This is a genomic window from Sphingomonas sp. UNC305MFCol5.2 (assembly GCF_000712135.1).
Taxonomy (GTDB): Bacteria; Pseudomonadota; Alphaproteobacteria; order Sphingomonadales; family Sphingomonadaceae; genus Sphingomonas.
In genome coordinates this window covers 24,915-40,268 of the sequence record NZ_JOOE01000004.1, presented here as the reverse complement: position 1 = coordinate 40,268, position 15,354 = coordinate 24,915, and the positions used below count along the sequence as shown (strand labels likewise).

General features: G+C 66.6%; 16 protein-coding genes. 7 read left to right on the top strand and 9 right to left on the bottom strand.

What is annotated here, in order from left to right:
- Positions 1-25: 25 nt before the first annotated feature.
- Positions 26-1,519: an MFS transporter gene (locus tag BR78_RS0116220; protein WP_029937076.1), complete on the top strand. Its 1,494-nt coding sequence runs from the start codon at positions 26-28 to the stop codon at positions 1,517-1,519.
- Positions 1,520-1,612: 93 nt separating this feature from the next.
- Here BR78_RS0116220 and BR78_RS0116215 read toward each other — a convergent pair whose 3' ends face one another.
- From BR78_RS0116215 to glmM, 4 genes are read right to left on the bottom strand one after another with little or no spacing between them, the layout of a single operon-like run.
- Positions 1,613-2,242: a ribonuclease HII gene (locus BR78_RS0116215; protein WP_029937075.1), complete on the bottom strand. Its 630-nt coding sequence runs from the start codon at positions 2,240-2,242 to the stop codon at positions 1,613-1,615.
- On the bottom strand, positions 2,235-3,392 hold the full coding sequence (thiD, locus tag BR78_RS0116210) for a bifunctional hydroxymethylpyrimidine kinase/phosphomethylpyrimidine kinase (protein ID WP_029937074.1): 1,158 nt from the start codon (positions 3,390-3,392) through the stop codon (positions 2,235-2,237). The genes BR78_RS0116215 and thiD overlap by 8 nt, the downstream gene beginning before the upstream one ends.
- 4 nt (positions 3,393-3,396) lie before the next feature.
- Positions 3,397-3,621: a DUF1272 domain-containing protein gene (locus tag BR78_RS0116205; protein WP_029937073.1), complete on the bottom strand. Its 225-nt coding sequence runs from the start codon at positions 3,619-3,621 to the stop codon at positions 3,397-3,399.
- A complete protein-coding gene (glmM, locus tag BR78_RS0116200) occupies positions 3,621-4,961 on the bottom strand; it encodes a phosphoglucosamine mutase (RefSeq protein ID WP_029937072.1) in 1,341 nt (446 codons plus the stop codon). Before glmM ends, BR78_RS0116205 begins: the two co-directional genes overlap by 1 nt.
- A gap of 71 nt (positions 4,962-5,032) precedes the next feature.
- Between glmM and BR78_RS0116195 the strand changes: the two genes are divergently transcribed.
- Positions 5,033-6,304 (top strand): dicarboxylate/amino acid:cation symporter, encoded by a 1,272-nt coding sequence (locus BR78_RS0116195; protein WP_029937071.1) that lies wholly within the window; start codon positions 5,033-5,035, stop codon positions 6,302-6,304.
- A gap of 2 nt (positions 6,305-6,306) precedes the next feature.
- Here BR78_RS0116195 and era read toward each other — a convergent pair whose 3' ends face one another.
- The 3 genes from era to lepB all read right to left on the bottom strand — a co-directional run bounded on the left by era (position 6,307) and on the right by lepB (position 8,852).
- Complete coding sequence (gene era, locus BR78_RS0116190; protein ID WP_029937070.1) at positions 6,307-7,212, bottom strand: GTPase Era; 906 nt, start codon at positions 7,210-7,212, stop codon at positions 6,307-6,309.
- A gap of 105 nt (positions 7,213-7,317) precedes the next feature.
- Positions 7,318-7,977, bottom strand: a complete 660-nt coding sequence (rnc, locus tag BR78_RS0116185) for a ribonuclease III (RefSeq protein WP_081855828.1) — start codon at positions 7,975-7,977, stop codon at positions 7,318-7,320.
- 11 nt (positions 7,978-7,988) lie between these two features.
- On the bottom strand, positions 7,989-8,852 hold the full coding sequence (gene lepB / locus BR78_RS0116180; RefSeq protein WP_029937068.1) for a signal peptidase I: 864 nt from the start codon (positions 8,850-8,852) through the stop codon (positions 7,989-7,991).
- Between the two features lie 104 nt (positions 8,853-8,956).
- Between lepB and pgi the strand changes: the two genes are divergently transcribed.
- Entirely contained in the window at positions 8,957-10,450 is a 1,494-nt protein-coding gene (gene pgi, locus BR78_RS0116175; protein ID WP_037566992.1) for a glucose-6-phosphate isomerase, read from the top strand.
- Between the two features lie 9 nt (positions 10,451-10,459).
- Here pgi and BR78_RS0116170 read toward each other — a convergent pair whose 3' ends face one another.
- Positions 10,460-11,323 (bottom strand): NmrA family NAD(P)-binding protein, encoded by an 864-nt coding sequence (locus BR78_RS0116170; RefSeq protein ID WP_029937066.1) that lies wholly within the window; start codon positions 11,321-11,323, stop codon positions 10,460-10,462.
- A gap of 112 nt (positions 11,324-11,435) precedes the next feature.
- Between BR78_RS0116170 and gorA the strand changes: the two genes are divergently transcribed.
- Positions 11,436-12,782: a glutathione-disulfide reductase gene (gene gorA / locus BR78_RS0116165; RefSeq protein ID WP_029937065.1), complete on the top strand. Its 1,347-nt coding sequence runs from the start codon at positions 11,436-11,438 to the stop codon at positions 12,780-12,782.
- Between the two features lie 4 nt (positions 12,783-12,786).
- Here gorA and BR78_RS0116160 read toward each other — a convergent pair whose 3' ends face one another.
- Positions 12,787-13,485, bottom strand: a complete 699-nt coding sequence (locus BR78_RS0116160; protein WP_029937064.1) for an NAD-dependent deacylase — start codon at positions 13,483-13,485, stop codon at positions 12,787-12,789.
- A gap of 59 nt (positions 13,486-13,544) precedes the next feature.
- Between BR78_RS0116160 and BR78_RS0116155 the strand changes: the two genes are divergently transcribed.
- From BR78_RS0116155 to nth, 3 genes are read left to right on the top strand one after another with little or no spacing between them, the layout of a single operon-like run.
- Positions 13,545-13,907 (top strand): hypothetical protein, encoded by a 363-nt coding sequence (locus BR78_RS0116155; RefSeq protein WP_156022347.1) that lies wholly within the window; start codon positions 13,545-13,547, stop codon positions 13,905-13,907.
- A 41-nt stretch (positions 13,908-13,948) separates the two neighbouring features.
- Positions 13,949-14,677: a 4-hydroxy-tetrahydrodipicolinate reductase gene (dapB, locus tag BR78_RS0116150; RefSeq protein WP_029937062.1), complete on the top strand. Its 729-nt coding sequence runs from the start codon at positions 13,949-13,951 to the stop codon at positions 14,675-14,677.
- Positions 14,674-15,351, top strand: a complete 678-nt coding sequence (gene nth / locus BR78_RS0116145; protein ID WP_029937061.1) for an endonuclease III — start codon at positions 14,674-14,676, stop codon at positions 15,349-15,351. Before dapB ends, nth begins: the two co-directional genes overlap by 4 nt.
- Positions 15,352-15,354: the final 3 nt, after the last annotated feature.

Here is a 15,354-nt window from a genome sequence, read left to right as displayed (position 1 = left end):
CGATTTCAGATTTCTGGAGCACCAAATGATCGAAAAGCCGCGCCAGTCTTTTGCCGGCCTGTGGAACATCAGTTTCGGCTTCTTCGGCATCCAGATCGGCTTCGCGCTGCAGAACGCCAATATGAGCCGGATCTTCCAGACGTTCGGGGCGAAGATCGACGATTTGCCATGGCTATGGGTGGCCGCGCCGCTCACCGGACTGCTCGTCCAGCCGGTGATCGGGCATATGAGCGACCGAACCTGGCTCGGCCGGCTGGGCCGGCGGCGGCCCTATTTCTTTGCCGGCGCCTTGCTCGCCGCGCTGTCGCTGTTCGCGATGCCGCTGGCGCCCGCCTTACTGTTCGCCGCAGTGATGCTGTGGGTGCTCGACGCCTCGCTCAACGTCTCGATGGAGCCGTTCCGCGCGTTCGTCGGCGACATGCTGCGGAAGGACCAGCACGCCGCCGGCTATGCGGTGCAGACCGCGTTCATCGGCGCAGGCGCAGTGGTCGGATCGATCTTCCCCTGGGCGCTCGAGCATCTCGGCATATCGAACCTCGCCGTGGGCGGCGGCATACCGGATACCGTTCACTATGCCTTCTGGTTCGGCGGCGGCGCATTGTTCCTTTCGGTGCTGTGGACCGTAGTGACGACGCGCGAATATGCGCCCGACGCCATGGCGGCATTCGACGGCTCCGCGGGGGTGGACGAACAGGCCGCTCCGCTTCTCGCGACGCGCGGCTACGCCACCAGCCTCGTCTGGCTCGCCGCCGGGATGTTCGTGATCTGGGAGGTCGGGCAGCTGGGGCTCGAGAAGGAAGTTTATCTGCTCGGCACGCTGTTGCTCGGTTACGGGCTCGCCAGCGCAGCGGCGATCGCGCTCGCCCGCGCCGGTTCGCCCGCCAACATGCTGAGCAGCATCGTCGGCGACTTTTCGGGCATGCCGGTATTGATGAAGCGGCTGGCGGTGGCGCAGTTCTTCAGCTGGTCGGCCTTGTTCATCATGTGGATCAACACCACGCCGATCGTGACGCAGGTCTTCTTCGGTGCCGCCGACGCCACGGACCCGCTTTATCAGAAGGGCGCGAACTGGGTCGATGCGCTGTTCGCCACCTATAACGGCGTCGCCGCGATCGCCGCGCTGACGCTCCTGCCCTTCCTCGCCGCGCGGATCGGCCAGGCACGGACGCATATCGTCGGGCTGCTGTGCGGCGCGGCGGGCTATGCGAGCTTCTTCGTGATGCCCGACCGGCATTGGCTGCTGCTCAGCGAAGTGGGGATCGGCATCGCCTGGGCGTCGATCCTCGCAATGCCCTATGCGATCCTCGCCTCGAGCCTGCCGCAGAAGAAGCTCGGCATCTATATGGGGCTGTTCAACGTCTTCGTGGTGGTGCCGCAATTGCTGGTCGCGACCGCGATGGGATCGATCATGAAGCGCTTCTTCCCCGGCGAGCCGATCTGGACGATGGCGTTCGCGGCCGCGACGCTGCTGCTGGCGGCACTGGCGATGACGCGGGTGGACCGGCTGATGCGGGGCTAGTTGCACTCCGCTTTCAGTGCTCCGGCGGAGGCCGGAGCCTTGGCCGAACATACCCCCTCGCATCCAGAGCTCCGGCCTTCGCCGGAGCACGGTTCATTCCGCTGCGATCACCGGACCGAAATCGAGTTCGGCCTGCGCAACGGGCGCGAAGCTGCGGCGGTGATGCGGAGTCGGTCCCAGCGTACGCAGCGCTTCCTGATGGAATTTGGCCGAATAGCCCTTGTTGCTCGCCCAGCCATAACCGGGGTGGAGAAGATCGAGCTCCTGCATCATGCAATCACGGCGGTGCTTGGCGACGATCGACGCCGCGGCGATCGACAGGCAGAGCGCATCGCCGCCGACCACGGCGTGGCTTTGGTGGGCCCAGTCCGGGCAGCGATTGCCGTCGACCAGCACGAAGGCGGGGACGAAGCCGAGCGCGTCGACCGCGCGCGTCATCGCCAGCATCGTCGCCCAGAAGATGTTGAGGGTGTCGATTTCCTCTACCGAGGCGATCCCGACGCCGACTTTGGCGCATTCGAGCAGCCGCGCGCACAGGTCGGCGCGCTTTGCCGCGGTGAGCACCTTCGAATCGTCGATGCCCTCTGGGATGCATTTGGGATCGAGCACTACCGCCGCGGCGACCACCGGTCCGGCGAGCGGCCCGCGGCCGGCTTCGTCGACGCCGGCGACTGGGCCGTTGTGCAGGCGCTTGTAGCGGCGCTCGAACTTCAGGTCAGGCATCGTCGAGCCGCCATGGCGGAAAGCGCCGCATCTCGCCAGCCTGATAGAGACGGACCGCATTGCCCGCCGGATCGCGCAGCCGCGCCTCGCGCCAGCCCCAGGGCTCGTCCTTGGGCTCCTGTTCGAACTTGAAGCCTTGTTGCTGGAGATAGGCGACCGTCACGTCGAGATCGCCGCATTCGAAATAGACGACCGGGGCGGTGTAATCCTTGTCGGTGGCGACCGAGAAAGTTGCGCCACCCTCGGTCTCGAAACGGGCATAACGCGGGCTGGCGCGAACGACCTGCCGAAGGCCCAGCAGGCGGTAGAAGCGCTCGGAAGCGGCGAGGTCGCGCGCGGGCACCGTCACCTGGTTCAGCATCGGCTCGAAGAAGCTCATGTTGAGATCGAGCCGCACTGCCTGTTGCCCCATCGGGCCATGGCCGCGCCCCAGATCAGGTGCCTCGCGCATCGCTATCCGGACGAAACGGCGCGCGCGATTGACTGCTTCGGGCAGGTCCCATTCGGTCGCGAGGCCGCAGGCGATCGCCGAGGAAAGCGTGCAACCGGTGCCGTGCGTCGCCTCGCTCTCGATCCGCGGATCGCTCCATTCGATCATGGGCGGATCGTCGGGATTGGCCGAGTGCAGCCGGTCGGTGACTTGCGGCATATCCCCATGCCCGCCCTTGACCAGCACCGCGCAACCATGCGCCGCTACCAAGGCCGCGGGATCGCCGCCCAGCGCTTCGAGCTCAGGAAGATTGGGCGTGACGATCGTCGCGTAGCCCATCAGCCGCTCGAACGCGGCGACCGTCGCGTCGTCCGCCAGCGTCGCGCCGCTGCTCGCGACCATGACGGGATCGAACACCACCGGTACCCCGGGCAGCTCGGCGAGCTTGTCGGCAAGCGCCAGCGCCGTGCGCGCCGAGCCGATCATGCCGATCTTGATCGCATCGACTCCGATGTCGCGCACCACCGAGTCGATCTGCGCGATCACCATGTCGGTGGGAACCGGATGCACGGCCCCGACGCCGAGCGTGTTCTGCGCAGTGATCGCAGTGATCGCGGTCATCGCGTGGCCGCCGAGCATGGAGACGGTCTTGATATCGGCCTGGATGCCCGCGCCGCCACCCGAATCGGAACCAGCAATAATCAGGATACGCGGCGTCACTGGTCTATCCCTTGAACTTGCGCTCCGCCGAGGCGGGGTGGCGTTCGAGCGCCTTACCAGTCCGCGTCGGCCGGTCCATCAATTCACCGCCGCAATTGGGGCAGTTTTCGTCGAGAGCGTCGGCGCATCCGGCGCAGAAGGTGCATTCGAACGAGCAGATGAACGCACCGGGATCGTCGGCGGGGAGGTCCGTGCCGCAGCGCTCGCAATCGGGACGCATCTCGAGCATCAGGCGGCCGCCTCGCGCACCGCGTCGCACACCCGGTCGACCACCGCCTCGACCTGACCGCGATCGTCGCCCTCGGCCATCACCCGGATTACCGGTTCGGTGCCCGAGGCACGGATGACGAGTCGGCCACTGCCATCGAGTTCCGCTTCAGCGGTGGCGATGGCGTCCTTCACCCGCGCATCGTCGAGCGGCTTGCCGCCCTTGAAGCGGACATTCTTGAGGATCTGCGGCAGCGGATCGAAACGGTGGAGCACTTCGCTCGCCGGCGCGCCGGCGCGGACCAGTTCGGCGAGCACCTGCAACGCCGCGACCAGCCCGTCGCCGGTGGTGGCGTAATCGGAGAGGATGATGTGCCCGCTCTGCTCGCCGCCGACATTATAGCCCGAGCTGCGCATCTTCTCGAGGACGTAGCGATCGCCGACGCTGGTCCGCACCATTCCCAACCCTTGCGCGGCGAGGTGCCGCTCGAGCCCGAGATTGGACATCACCGTCGTCACCAGCCCGCCGCCGGCGAGCCTGCCCTGCCGCGCCCAGCCGCTGGCGATCAGCGCCATCAATTGGTCGCCGTCGATCACCCGACCGGTCTCGTCGACGACGATCAGCCGGTCGGCGTCGCCATCGAGCGCGATGCCGACCTGCGCGCCTGAGGCGACGACGGTTTCGCAGAGAGTCTCAGGCGCGGTCGAGCCGACGCCGTCGTTGATGTTCTTGCCGTTGGGCGTGACGCCGATCGCGATCACTTCGGCGCCGAGCTCCCAGAGCGCCGAGGGAGCGACCTGATAAGCGGCACCATTGGCGCAATCGACCACGATCTTGAGCCCGTCGAGCGTGAGATCCTCTGGAAAGGTCGATTTGGCGGCGTGGATATAGCGTCCACGCGCATCCTCGACGCGCCGCGCCCGACCGATATTGGCTGCGGGGGCGAGCGGGACGTCGCCGTCGATCAGCGCCTCGATCGCGAGCTCGTCTTCGTCGGAAAGCTTGTAGCCATCGGGCCCGAACAGCTTGATGCCGTTATCGGCATAGGGATTGTGGCTGGCCGAGATCATCACGCCCATGTCGGCGCGCATCGACTGGGTGAGCAGCGCCACCGCCGGAGTTGGCATCGGCCCCACGAGCACCACGTCCATGCCGACGCTGGTGAACCCCGCCACCATCGCGTTCTCGAGCATATAGCCCGACAGCCTCGTGTCCTTGCCGATCACCACGCGGTGGCGATGATCGCCGCGCGCGAAGTGCGCGCCGGCCGCCATCCCGACCTTCATCGCCATCGCCGCAGTCATCGTCGAGACGTTGGTCGTCCCGCGAATTCCGTCCGTACCGAAATATTTTCTTGCCATGCCCTGCCTGTTCGCGCCCTTGTGGCGTTTCGTGCCCGCAGAGATAGCGGCGAAAACTACAAAGGGCGAGCATGTCGCAACCTACCCGCATCCTTCTGGCCCTGATCGCCGGGCTCGTCATCGGCGTGCTCGTCGCCAAATCGTCACCCGCGATCGCGATTCAGGCCGCCGACTGGGTTCAGCCAATCGGCACGATTTGGCTCCATGCGCTGCAGATGACGATCGTGCCCCTGGTCACATCGCTGCTGATCACCGGAATCGCCGCCACCGCGGAGCGCGCCAAGGCCAGCAAACTCGCCACGCGCGCCTTCGTCACCTTCATCGTCCTGCTCTGGGTTTCCTCGGCATTGGGAGGCGCGCTGACGCTCGGCTTCCTCGATCTCTGGCCGCTCGATCCGGGCGCCGCCGCCGCGCTGAAGGGCGCGCTAGCGCAGGAAGCGCCTAAGATCGGCGAAGTGCCGCCCTTCACCGACTTCCTCATCGCGATGGTGCCGTCGAATCCGGTCACGTCGGCGGCAAGCGACGCCTTCCTGCCGCTCATTCTGTTCACCACCGTCTTCGCCTTCGCGGTCACGCGCCTCCCCGCCGAGGAACGCCAACGCCTGACCGGTTTCTTCGAGGCTTTGGGCAATGCGATGCTCGTCGTGATCAATTGGGTGCTGTGGCTGGGGCCGATCGGCGTGGGGGCACTGGCCTATGTCGTCGGCGCGCGCGCAGGCACCTCGGCGTTCGGCGCGCTGCTCCATTACGTCGCGGTGATCTCGGGCGTCGGCATCGTATTGTGGCTGCTCTCGGCGCCGTTCGCGTGGATCGCCGGCCGAGTATCGCTGCTCCGCTATCTCCGGGCGATCGGTCCGTCACAGGCAGTCGCGCTCAGCACCCAATCGTCGCTGGCGAGCCTGCCGGCGATGCTCAAGGCAACCGAGAAGCTCGACGTGCCCGTCGCGCATTCGGGCGTGACGCTGCCGATCGGCGTCGCGATTTTCCGCTGGACCGGCCCGGCGATGAACTTCGCGGTGGCGATCTATGTCGCGCACTGGTTCGGCATCCCGCTCGGGCCGGGCCAAATCGCCGCAGGGCTTGCCGCGGGCGCGATCACGACGATGGGCGCGGTGGGGCTGCCGGGCACGGTGAGCTTCGTGAGCTCGATCGCGCCGATCGCCATCGCCATGGGCGTGCCGATCCTGCCGCTGGGCCTGCTCGTCGCAGTCGAGACGATCCCCGATATCTTCCGCACGCTCGGCAATGTCGCGATGCAGGTCTCCACCACCCGCGCGGTCAGCATCCGCTCCGGCGACGATGACGAGTCCGCTACCGAGGCCGACGCACTGCTGAGCGAATAGGGTTATTCCACCCAGTCGAGCCCGATCTCACGATAGAGCGAGCGGTCTTCCTCCCATTTCGGGTTGACCTTGACGTGCAGGTACAGGTGCACCGGCACGCCCATGATCCGCGAGAGCTCGGCGCGGGCGCGGGCGCCGATCTCCTTGATCCGCGTGCCGCCCTTGCCGAGCACGATCGCGCGCTGGGTCTCGCGTGCGACGAGGATCTGCTGGTGGATCTCGACCGAACCGTCCGGCCGTTCCGAATATTTCTCGGTCTCGACGGCGCTCGCATAAGGCAGCTCGGCGTGGAGTTGGAGATAGAGCTGCTCGCGGGTGACTTCGGCGGCGATCATTCGCTCGGTCGCGTCGGAAACCTGGTCCTCGGGGAAATGCCACGCGCTCTCGGGCATCGCCGCGGCAAGCGCGGCCTTCAATTCGGGGACGCCGTCGCCGGTCTGCGCGCTGACGAAATATGTCTCGTCGAACGGCAGCATCTCGTTGAGCTTCGCGGCGTGGCCGAGCAGGCGCGGCTTGTCGGCCACATCGACCTTGTTGAGGATCAGGATTTTCCGCTCGGAGCGGCCCGCGAGGCTCTCGATCACTTGCTGGACCTTGGGGCCCGTCCCGCCCTTGCCGTCGACCACCAACGCGATCAGGTCGGCGCCGTCGGTGCCTTCCCACGCCGCTGCGACCATCGCGCGATCCAGCCGGCGCTCGGGCGTGAAGATGCCCGGCGTATCGACGAGGATGAGCTGGGCATCCCCCTCGATGGCGATTCCCATCAGCCGCGCGCGCGTGGTCTGCGCCTTGGGGCTGACGATCGCGACCTTCTGGCCGACGAGCGCGTTGACGAGCGTCGATTTGCCCGCATTGGGCGCGCCGACCACGGCGATCACGCCGCAACGTTGAGTGGGGGAATCGGTCATCGTAATGCGGCTAGACCCAACTACCGCGCTTCGACAAGCTCAGCGCGAACGGACTAGAGGGGCCAGCCTCACCGACCGTTCGCCCTGAGCTTGTCGAAAGGCACTCTATTTGGAGCCAAGCTTCTCCAGCAAAGCCGCCGCCGCCGCCGTCTCCGCCTCCTGCTTGGACGTCCCCTCGCCGATCGCGTCGGCGAGCTTGCCGATGCTCACCTTCACCTTGAAGCGCGGCGAATGGTTGGGGCCCGAGCGATCGACGATCTCATATTCGGGCGGACGGCGGTTGTTCGCGGCCGCCCATTCCTGAAGCGCGGACTTGGGGTGCCTCGGTGCCTGCACCTGCAAGTCGATACGTTTCGCCCAGGTTTTCCGGATGAAGGCACGCGCGGGCTCGATACCGAATTCTAGATAGAGCGCGCCGATCAACGCCTCCATCACGTCGCCCAGCACATTGTCGCTATCGGCCGCGCCGTCCTCGCGCGCCTGTTTGCCGAGGCGGAGATACGGGGCCACGCCCACTTCGCGCGCGACATCGGCACAGACCGGTCCCGTCACCAGTGCATTGAGCCGACGCGACAAGGCACCTTCGGGCTCCTCGGGGAAGCGCTCGAACAGCCATTCGGCGATGACCAGCCCGAGCACGCGATCGCCGAGGAATTCCATCCGCTCGTAATTGGCCGCGGCCTGGCTGCCATGCGTCAGCGCGCGCTGATAGGCGGCCAGGTCGGTAGGCTTGCGGCCGAAGGTCTCGGCGATCCATCCCCCCAAAGCGGGGGCGGTCAGAAGCCCTCTCCGATGCGGCTCCAGCGTGCCGCGGTGAACCAGGTCCAGGGCAGGAACCAGTTGGCGCTGCCGTCGGTCGACCAGAAATTCACCACTGCCTTGCCCTCGAGATTCTCCAGCGGCACGAACTCGATGCCCCCATCGGCGTGGCTGAATCGGCTGTCGGTCGAATTGTCGCGGTTGTCGCCCATCAGGAAGACATGGCCCGCGGGCACGGTGTAGATGCCGGTATTGTCCTTCGGGTAGGTGCCCTGATCGAGCACTTCATAGGTCTTGCCGTTGGGCAAGGTCTCGCGATAGCGCGGGATGCTGCACACCTGATTGCCTTGCGCGTCGATATTCTGGAATTGCGGCTGGCAGCGCTGGAAATTGGGCGTGATCGGCAGCACGAACTTGGCAATCTCATCCTTGGGCACCGGCTTGCCGTTGAGGATCAGCTGGCCGCCCACCATCTGCACGGTATCGCCCGGGAGCCCGATGACGCGCTTGATCCAGTCGGTGTCGTTGCCCGGCGGCGCCTTGAACACCACCACATCGCCCCGCGTGGGAGTGCCGCCGAAGACGCGGCCCGGGATCAGCGGCAGGCTCCACGGCAGCGAATGCTTCGAATAGCCGTAATTCCATTTGGTGATGAACAGATAGTCGCCGATCAGCAGCCGCGGCAGCATCGATTCGGAAGGAATCGAAAAAGGCGAGAAGATGAAGCTGCGCACGACGAACACGATCAGCGCGAGCTTGAGCAGGAACGTGCCAAGATCGCGCCATTCGGACTTGGGCTTTTCGCTCGCGGTTCCCACCGAATAAGGCTTCGGGGCGTCGGCTGCCGGCTTTTCGGGCTCGGTAGAGGGCACATTATCCATATGACGTGCTCTGCTTGGGCTAAGCGGGGAGGTCAAGCGGCTGAATCCGGCTGGAAGCGACCGGTACGGGACGTTAGGGGCAGCCTGCATCCAAGGAGATGAACATGGCATTGCCCGACTGGTCGACGATCCGCGCCCTGAAATCCGCCCCGCTCCAGCAACTTTTCGATGCCGATCCGGGTCGCGTCGCGGCGCTGTCCGCCGATGTCGCGGGCATTCATTTCGACTGGTCGAAGACGCATTTGACGACCGAAGCGGTGCAGGCGTTCGCGGCGCTCGCCGAATCGATGGGCCTCGCCACCAGTCGCGACGCGCTGTTCGGCGGCCATGCAATCAACGTCACCGAGGGCCGCGCCGCCGAGCACAGCGCCGAACGCGGCGAGGGCGCGCCCGAGAGCGTAGCGCGGGCACGCGGCTTCCATAGCCGGATGCGCGCGCTGATCGACGCGATCGAGGCCGAGGCGCTCGGCCCGATCCGGCACATCCTCCATATCGGCATCGGCGGATCGGCTTTGGGCCCCGATCTGCTGGTCGACGCGCTGGGCCGCGACGCCGATCGCTACGATGTCGCGGTGGTGTCGAACGTCGACGGGCTGGCACTCGAAGAGGCATTCGACCGCTTCGATCCGCAAGCGACGCTGATCGCGGTCGCCTCCAAGACCTTCACCACCACCGAGACGATGCTCAACGCCGACAGCGCGCTCGGCTGGCTGGAGGGGAACGGCGTCGAGGATCCCTATGGCCGCGTGATCGCGCTCACTGCCGCGCCCGAAAAGGCGATCGAATGGGGCGTCGACGAGACCCGCGTACTGCCCTTCGCCGAGAGCGTGGGGGGACGCTATTCGCTCTGGTCGTCGATTGGCTTCCCCGCGGCGCTCGCGCTCGGCTGGGAGGCGTTCGAGGAGATGCTCGAAGGGGCGGCCGAAATGGACCGGCATTTCCGCCTGACACCGCTGGAGAAGAATGCCCCCGCCCTCGCCGCCTTCGCCGACCTTTACTACACCCAGGCGCGCGGCTGCGAGACGCGTGGCGTGTTCGCCTATGACGAAAGGCTGCGGCTGTTGCCGAGCTATCTCCAGCAGCTCGAGATGGAATCGAACGGCAAGCGCGTGACCGCCGATGGCCAGCCGGTCGAATGGCCGACCGCGCCGATCACCTGGGGCGGGGTCGGTACCGACGCGCAGCACGCGGTGTTCCAGTTGCTCCACCAGGGCACGCGGCTGGTGCCGGTCGAGTTCGTCGGCGTGATCGAGCCCGGCGACAGCCAGTCCGATGCGCATCACAACCAGCTGCTGCTCAACATGTTCGCCCAAGGCGCCGCGCTGATGGCGGGCAAGGCGCATGACGAGCTGGCGCGCGCCTATCCGGGCGATCGGCCAAGCTCGACCCTGCTGCTCGAAACGCTCGATCCGCGCACCCTCGGCGCGCTGCTGGCGTTTTACGAACAGCGGACCTTCGTGAACGCAGTGCTGCTCGGCATCAATCCGTTCGACCAGTTCGGCGTCGAGCTTGGCAAGGAAATGGCCAAGGCGGCGGGTGCCGGCGGCGGCGACTTCGATCCCTCGACCAACGACCTGATCGCGCGCGCCTTCCCCTGACGGCGGTCGTCAGGCGGACACTGCCGCCTGCTCGACCAGCATGGCGATATAGTCTTCGAGGCGCACGGCCCCGCGAACCGGATCGTCGGGGATCGCAGGACCGTCGACGGTCGCCGCGGTCATTCGCGCATAGCTTTCGGCGGCCGGGCTCGAGAAGCCGATCGCCTTGAACGCGGGCGTCCACTGGCCGCGCGGAATCGTCTCGACTCGTACCGTGCGGTCGAGCGCCGCCGCGAAGGCATTGGCGACATCCCGCGGCGTATAGAGGCGCGGTCCCTCGACGAAGAAAATGCCGGTGCGGTCGTCGTTCATCAGCACGGCGGCATGCGCGCCAAGATCCTCGGGCGCGACCATCGGCAGTTCGAAATCCTGGTCGAACATCGTCCGCAGCACGCCTTCGTCGCGCGCCTCATCCAGATTTGCCGCCCAGTTGCTGAAATAATAAGCGCCACGATTTATCGCATAGGGAATCGATTGGCCCGCGAGGCCGCGCTCCAGCGCCCATAAGGTGTTGAGGTCGCCGCACCGCTCGCCCGGCTGCGCGCCATAAGTCGATTCGGCGACCACCTTCTCCAGTCCCGAGCCCTCGACCGCGGCCAGGATCGCAGCGACTGTTGCCTTTTCCTCGGCATCGGTATCGATACGGGGAGCCGCGGGTGGATTGAGCAGGAACGCGCGCCGGCCGCTGCGGAACACGAAGCGCAGCAGATCCACGTCGTGCACGTCGGCGATCGCGATCCTCGCGCCCTTCGCTTTCCACGCTTCCGCCTTGGCCGGATCATGGCTGACGATCGTGACGGGCTCGTCCGCTGCGAGCAGCGCGTCCGCGACCGCCGAGCCGACATGGCCGGTGCCGCCAAGAATAATGTGCATGGGGCCTCTCCTTGTTCGCGCAATCAACCCATGGGGGGCGAAACCGGTCCGTTGGCATCGGGCTTCCGCACGCCTATCTGCGGCTCCAGCGCGACGAAGCGGGGAAGATTGCATGGCCGACTATGATTATGATCTCTTCGTGATCGGCGCGGGGTCCGGCGGGGTCCGCGCATCGCGCGTTTCTTCGGCATACGGCGCCAAGGTCGCGCTCGCCGAGGAATATCGCGTCGGCGGCACCTGCGTGATCCGCGGCTGCGTGCCCAAGAAGCTGCTCGTCTACGGCGCGCATTTCGCCGAGGATCTGAAGGACGCCAAGCGCTTCGGCTGGCAGGTGCCCGAATGCGATTTCGACTGGGCGACCTTGCGCGACAATGTCCTCGCCGATGTCGATCGGCTGAACGGGCTCTACACCCAGGGGCTGGAGAATGCCGGCGCCGAGATCATCCTCGAACGCGCGACCGTCACCGGCCCGCACGAAGTGACGCTGGCGAGCGGCAAGAAGGTCACTGCGAAGTACATATTGATCGCCACCGGCGCGCACCCGCACGTCCCCGAATTCCCGGGCAGCGAGCACGGCATCACTTCGAACGAGGCATTCCACCTCGAAACCCTGCCCCGGCGCATCCTGATCGCGGGCGGCGGCTATATCGCCAACGAGTTCGCGGGGATCTTCAACGAGTTCGGCAGCCACGTGACCGTGGTCAACCGTACCGATGTCATTCTCCGCGGCTATGATCATTCGGTCCGCGACCGGCTGCTCCAAATCTCGCTGACCAAGGGCATCGACTTCCGCTTCCACGCCGAGTTCGAGAAGATCGAGAAGCTCGACAATGGCTGCCTCAAGGTGTTCCTCGCCGGGCAGGAGCCGATCGAGGTCGATGTCGTCCTGTTCGCCACCGGGCGCGTGCCGAATTCCACCGGGCTGGGGCTCGAGGAACTCGGCGTGGAGATCGACGCCAAGGGCGCGGTCAAGGTCGACGCGCAGAACCGCTCGAACGTCGACAGCATCTATGCCGTGGGCGACGTGACCAACCGCATCCAGCTCACCCCCATCGCGATCCGCGAAGGGCAGGCGTTCGCCGATACGGTATTCGGCGGCAAGCCGAAGACGGTCGATTATACCAGCGTCCCCAGCGCGGTGTTCAGCCATCCGCCGATCGCCGCAGTAGGGATGACCGAGGGCGAGGCGCGCAACAAGCTCGGCTCGGTCAAGGTCTACACGTCGGACTTCCGGGCGATGAAGAACGTCCTCGCCAACCGCAACGAGCGCGCGCTCTACAAGATGGTGTGCGACGGAATGACCGGCCGGGTGGTCGGCATCCACATGATCGGCCCCGATGCGCCCGAAATCCTCCAGGCGGCCGCGGTGGCAGTGAAGGCCGGGCTCACCAAGGAGGCGTTCGACGATACCGTCGCATTGCATCCGAGCATGGCCGAGGAGCTGGTGCTGCTGAAGTGACCGGCTAGATCCCGAGCGAGCCGACCCAGGCCGGCACCAGTTCCCCCGCCGGACCCAGGCGGCTTTCGCCGAACCACGCGCTGCCTTCGGAGGGATCGAGGTTGAGCTCGAGCGTCTCGGCGCCGTGATAGCGCGCGGTCTGGACGAACCCCGCCGCCGGATAGACCGCACCGGACGTGCCGATCGACACGAACAGGTCGGCCTCGGCGAGCGCACGTTCGATCCGCTCCATCTGGTAGGGCATCTCGCCGAAGAAGACGATGTCGGGGCGCAGCGCGGGCGTGCCGCAATCGGGGCATTCGGTCTCGGGCGGCAGCGAATCCTCCCACGCGGTACGGTTGCCGCACGCCGCGCAGAGCGCCGACTTCAACTCGCCGTGCATGTGCACCAGCCGCCGCGATCCGGCGCGCTCGTGCAGATCGTCGACATTCTGCGTAACCAGGAGCAACTCGCCCGGCCATTCCCGGTCGAGCCGCGCCAGCGCGCGGTGCGCGGCATTGGGCTCGACGCTGGTGAGCTTCGCGCGCCGCTCATCGTAGAAGCGGTGGACCAGCTCGGGATCGCGCGCGAGCGCCCGGGGCGTGCAGACATCCTCGACGCGGTGGCCTTCCCACAGCCCACCCGGACCGCGAAACGTCGCGACGCTGCTCTCCGCCGAGACACCGGCACCGGTCAGGATTACGATGTTGCGAATGCCCGTCATCGCACGAACCTGTTCGCGCTGAGGCCCGGTGGTCAAGGCCCAGCCTTGCCGCTGCCGCAATGTTCGACTGTGTTCACACCACTAGGAACGCCCTGGCCGGATTCGCAACGCTGATGCTGTTCGCCATGGCTGCGCAGGATGGCCCTCCCCTCGTTCTGGGCGGCGGCGATCTCGATATCGCCAAAAGCGAATCACCCGGCTGCAGCACCGATCCCGACGAGATCGTGGTGTGCGGGGACAACGATCCGAATCGCTATCGGCTGCCCAAGATCGGCCCGCATTATGTCGAGCAACCGGTGCGCGCCGCCACCCGCTGGGTCCCGGCGCGCTCGGTCGAGACCGATCAGCGCGCATTACCGCGTGGCGGCGGCCCCGCCGCGATGGTGCGATTCCGGATTCCGTTGGGCAAGGGCAAGAAATAGCCCCTGTCGCGCTGCCCCCCGATTGTGCCACAGCGTGCCTTATGACGAGCATCGGTATCTTCGGGAGCATGGGCCGGATGGGGCAGGCGATCGCCGCGATCGCTCCCAGCCTCGGCGCGCAATTGGCAGGCGGTTCGGATGTCGGCGATAATCCCGCCGATCTGGCGCGCAAGGCCGATGTGCTGGTCGATTTCTCCGCGCCGGCGGCGCTCGAGGCGCATCTCGGCGCCGCGCGTGCCGCCTGGACGCCGATCGTGGTCGGCACCACCGGCCTGAGCGCGCACCAGCACGCGCTGATCGATGCCGCCGCCGCCGAAATCCCCGTGCTGCAGACCGGCAACACTTCGATGGGCATCGGCCTGCTCGCCAGGCTGGTGCGCGAGGCCGCGGCGCGGCTCGGGCCCGATTGGGACATCGAGATCGTCGAGACGCACCATCGCAACAAGGCCGATGCCCCCTCGGGCACCGCGCTGATGCTCGGCAACGCCGCCGCACACGGCCTCGGCACAACGCTCGCTGAAGCTGGCGTCACCGATCGTGCCGGGCTCACCGGTCCGCGCGCCGAGGGCACGATCGGGATGGCGTCGCTGCGCGGCGGATCGGTGGTCGGCGATCACAGCGTGATCTTCGCGACAGCGGGCGAGCGTATCGAGCTCACCCACCGCGCCGACGATCGCGCGATCTTCGCACGCGGCGCGGTCCAGGCGGCGCTCTGGCTCAAGGGCCAGCAGCCCGGCCGCTACACGATGGATCAGGTGCTCGGCATTTGAACAAGGCGGAGATCGTCGAGTTCTTCGCGCGGCTGGCGGCGGACAATCCGCACCCCGAAACCGAACTCGAATATTCGAACGCCTTCACCTTGCTCGTCGCGGTCGTGCTCTCCGCGCAGATGACCGATGTCGGGGTCAACAAGGCGACGCGCGCGTTGTTCGCCGAGGCCGACACGCCGGAGAAGATGCTCGCGCTCGGCGAGGACACCCTCAAGCAGCATCTGCGGACGATCAACTTCTACAACACCAAGGCGAAGAACGTCCTCGCGCTCAGCCGCGCGCTGATCGAGCAACATGCTGGCGAAGTGCCCGCCGACCGTGCGGCGCTGGAGGCACTGCCGGGAGTGGGCCGCAAGACCGCCAACGTCGTGCTCAACAGTGCGTTCGGGCAGGAGACCTTCGCAGTCGATACCCACATCTTCCGCGTCGGCAACCGCACCGGGCTGGCACGCGGCAAGACCCCGCTCGAAGTCGAGCTCAAGCTCGAAAAGCGTGTGCCCGGGCCGTTCCGGATCCACGCGCACCATTGGTTGATCCTGCACGGCCGCTATACCTGCAAGGCGCGGACGCCCGAATGCTGGCGATGCGTCGTCGCCGACCTCTGCGCGTTCAAGCCCAAGGCTCCCGCGCCACCCGCGGGCAAGCCCGGCCGCGGCGCCCGGAAGGAAGGATAGGTC

Coding starts and splice junctions, on each gene's coding strand:
- BR78_RS0116220 (WP_029937076.1), top strand. CDS start 26: ATGATCGAAAAGCCGCGCCAGTCTTTTGCCGGCCTGTGGAACATCAGT.
- BR78_RS0116215 (WP_029937075.1), bottom strand. CDS start 2,242: ATGCCTGACCTGAAGTTCGAGCGCCGCTACAAGCGCCTGCACAACGGC.
- BR78_RS0116205 (WP_029937073.1), bottom strand. CDS start 3,621: ATGCTCGAGATGCGTCCCGATTGCGAGCGCTGCGGCACGGACCTCCCC.
- glmM (WP_029937072.1), bottom strand. CDS start 4,961: ATGGCAAGAAAATATTTCGGTACGGACGGAATTCGCGGGACGACCAAC.
- BR78_RS0116195 (WP_029937071.1), top strand. CDS start 5,033: ATGTCGCAACCTACCCGCATCCTTCTGGCCCTGATCGCCGGGCTCGTC.
- era (WP_029937070.1), bottom strand. CDS start 7,212: ATGACCGATTCCCCCACTCAACGTTGCGGCGTGATCGCCGTGGTCGGC.
- lepB (WP_029937068.1), bottom strand. CDS start 8,852: ATGGATAATGTGCCCTCTACCGAGCCCGAAAAGCCGGCAGCCGACGCC.
- pgi (WP_037566992.1), top strand. CDS start 8,957: ATGGCATTGCCCGACTGGTCGACGATCCGCGCCCTGAAATCCGCCCCG.
- BR78_RS0116170 (WP_029937066.1), bottom strand. CDS start 11,323: ATGCACATTATTCTTGGCGGCACCGGCCATGTCGGCTCGGCGGTCGCG.
- gorA (WP_029937065.1), top strand. CDS start 11,436: ATGGCCGACTATGATTATGATCTCTTCGTGATCGGCGCGGGGTCCGGC.
- BR78_RS0116160 (WP_029937064.1), bottom strand. CDS start 13,485: ATGACGGGCATTCGCAACATCGTAATCCTGACCGGTGCCGGTGTCTCG.
- BR78_RS0116155 (WP_156022347.1), top strand. CDS start 13,545: ATGTTCGACTGTGTTCACACCACTAGGAACGCCCTGGCCGGATTCGCA.
- dapB (WP_029937062.1), top strand. CDS start 13,949: ATGACGAGCATCGGTATCTTCGGGAGCATGGGCCGGATGGGGCAGGCG.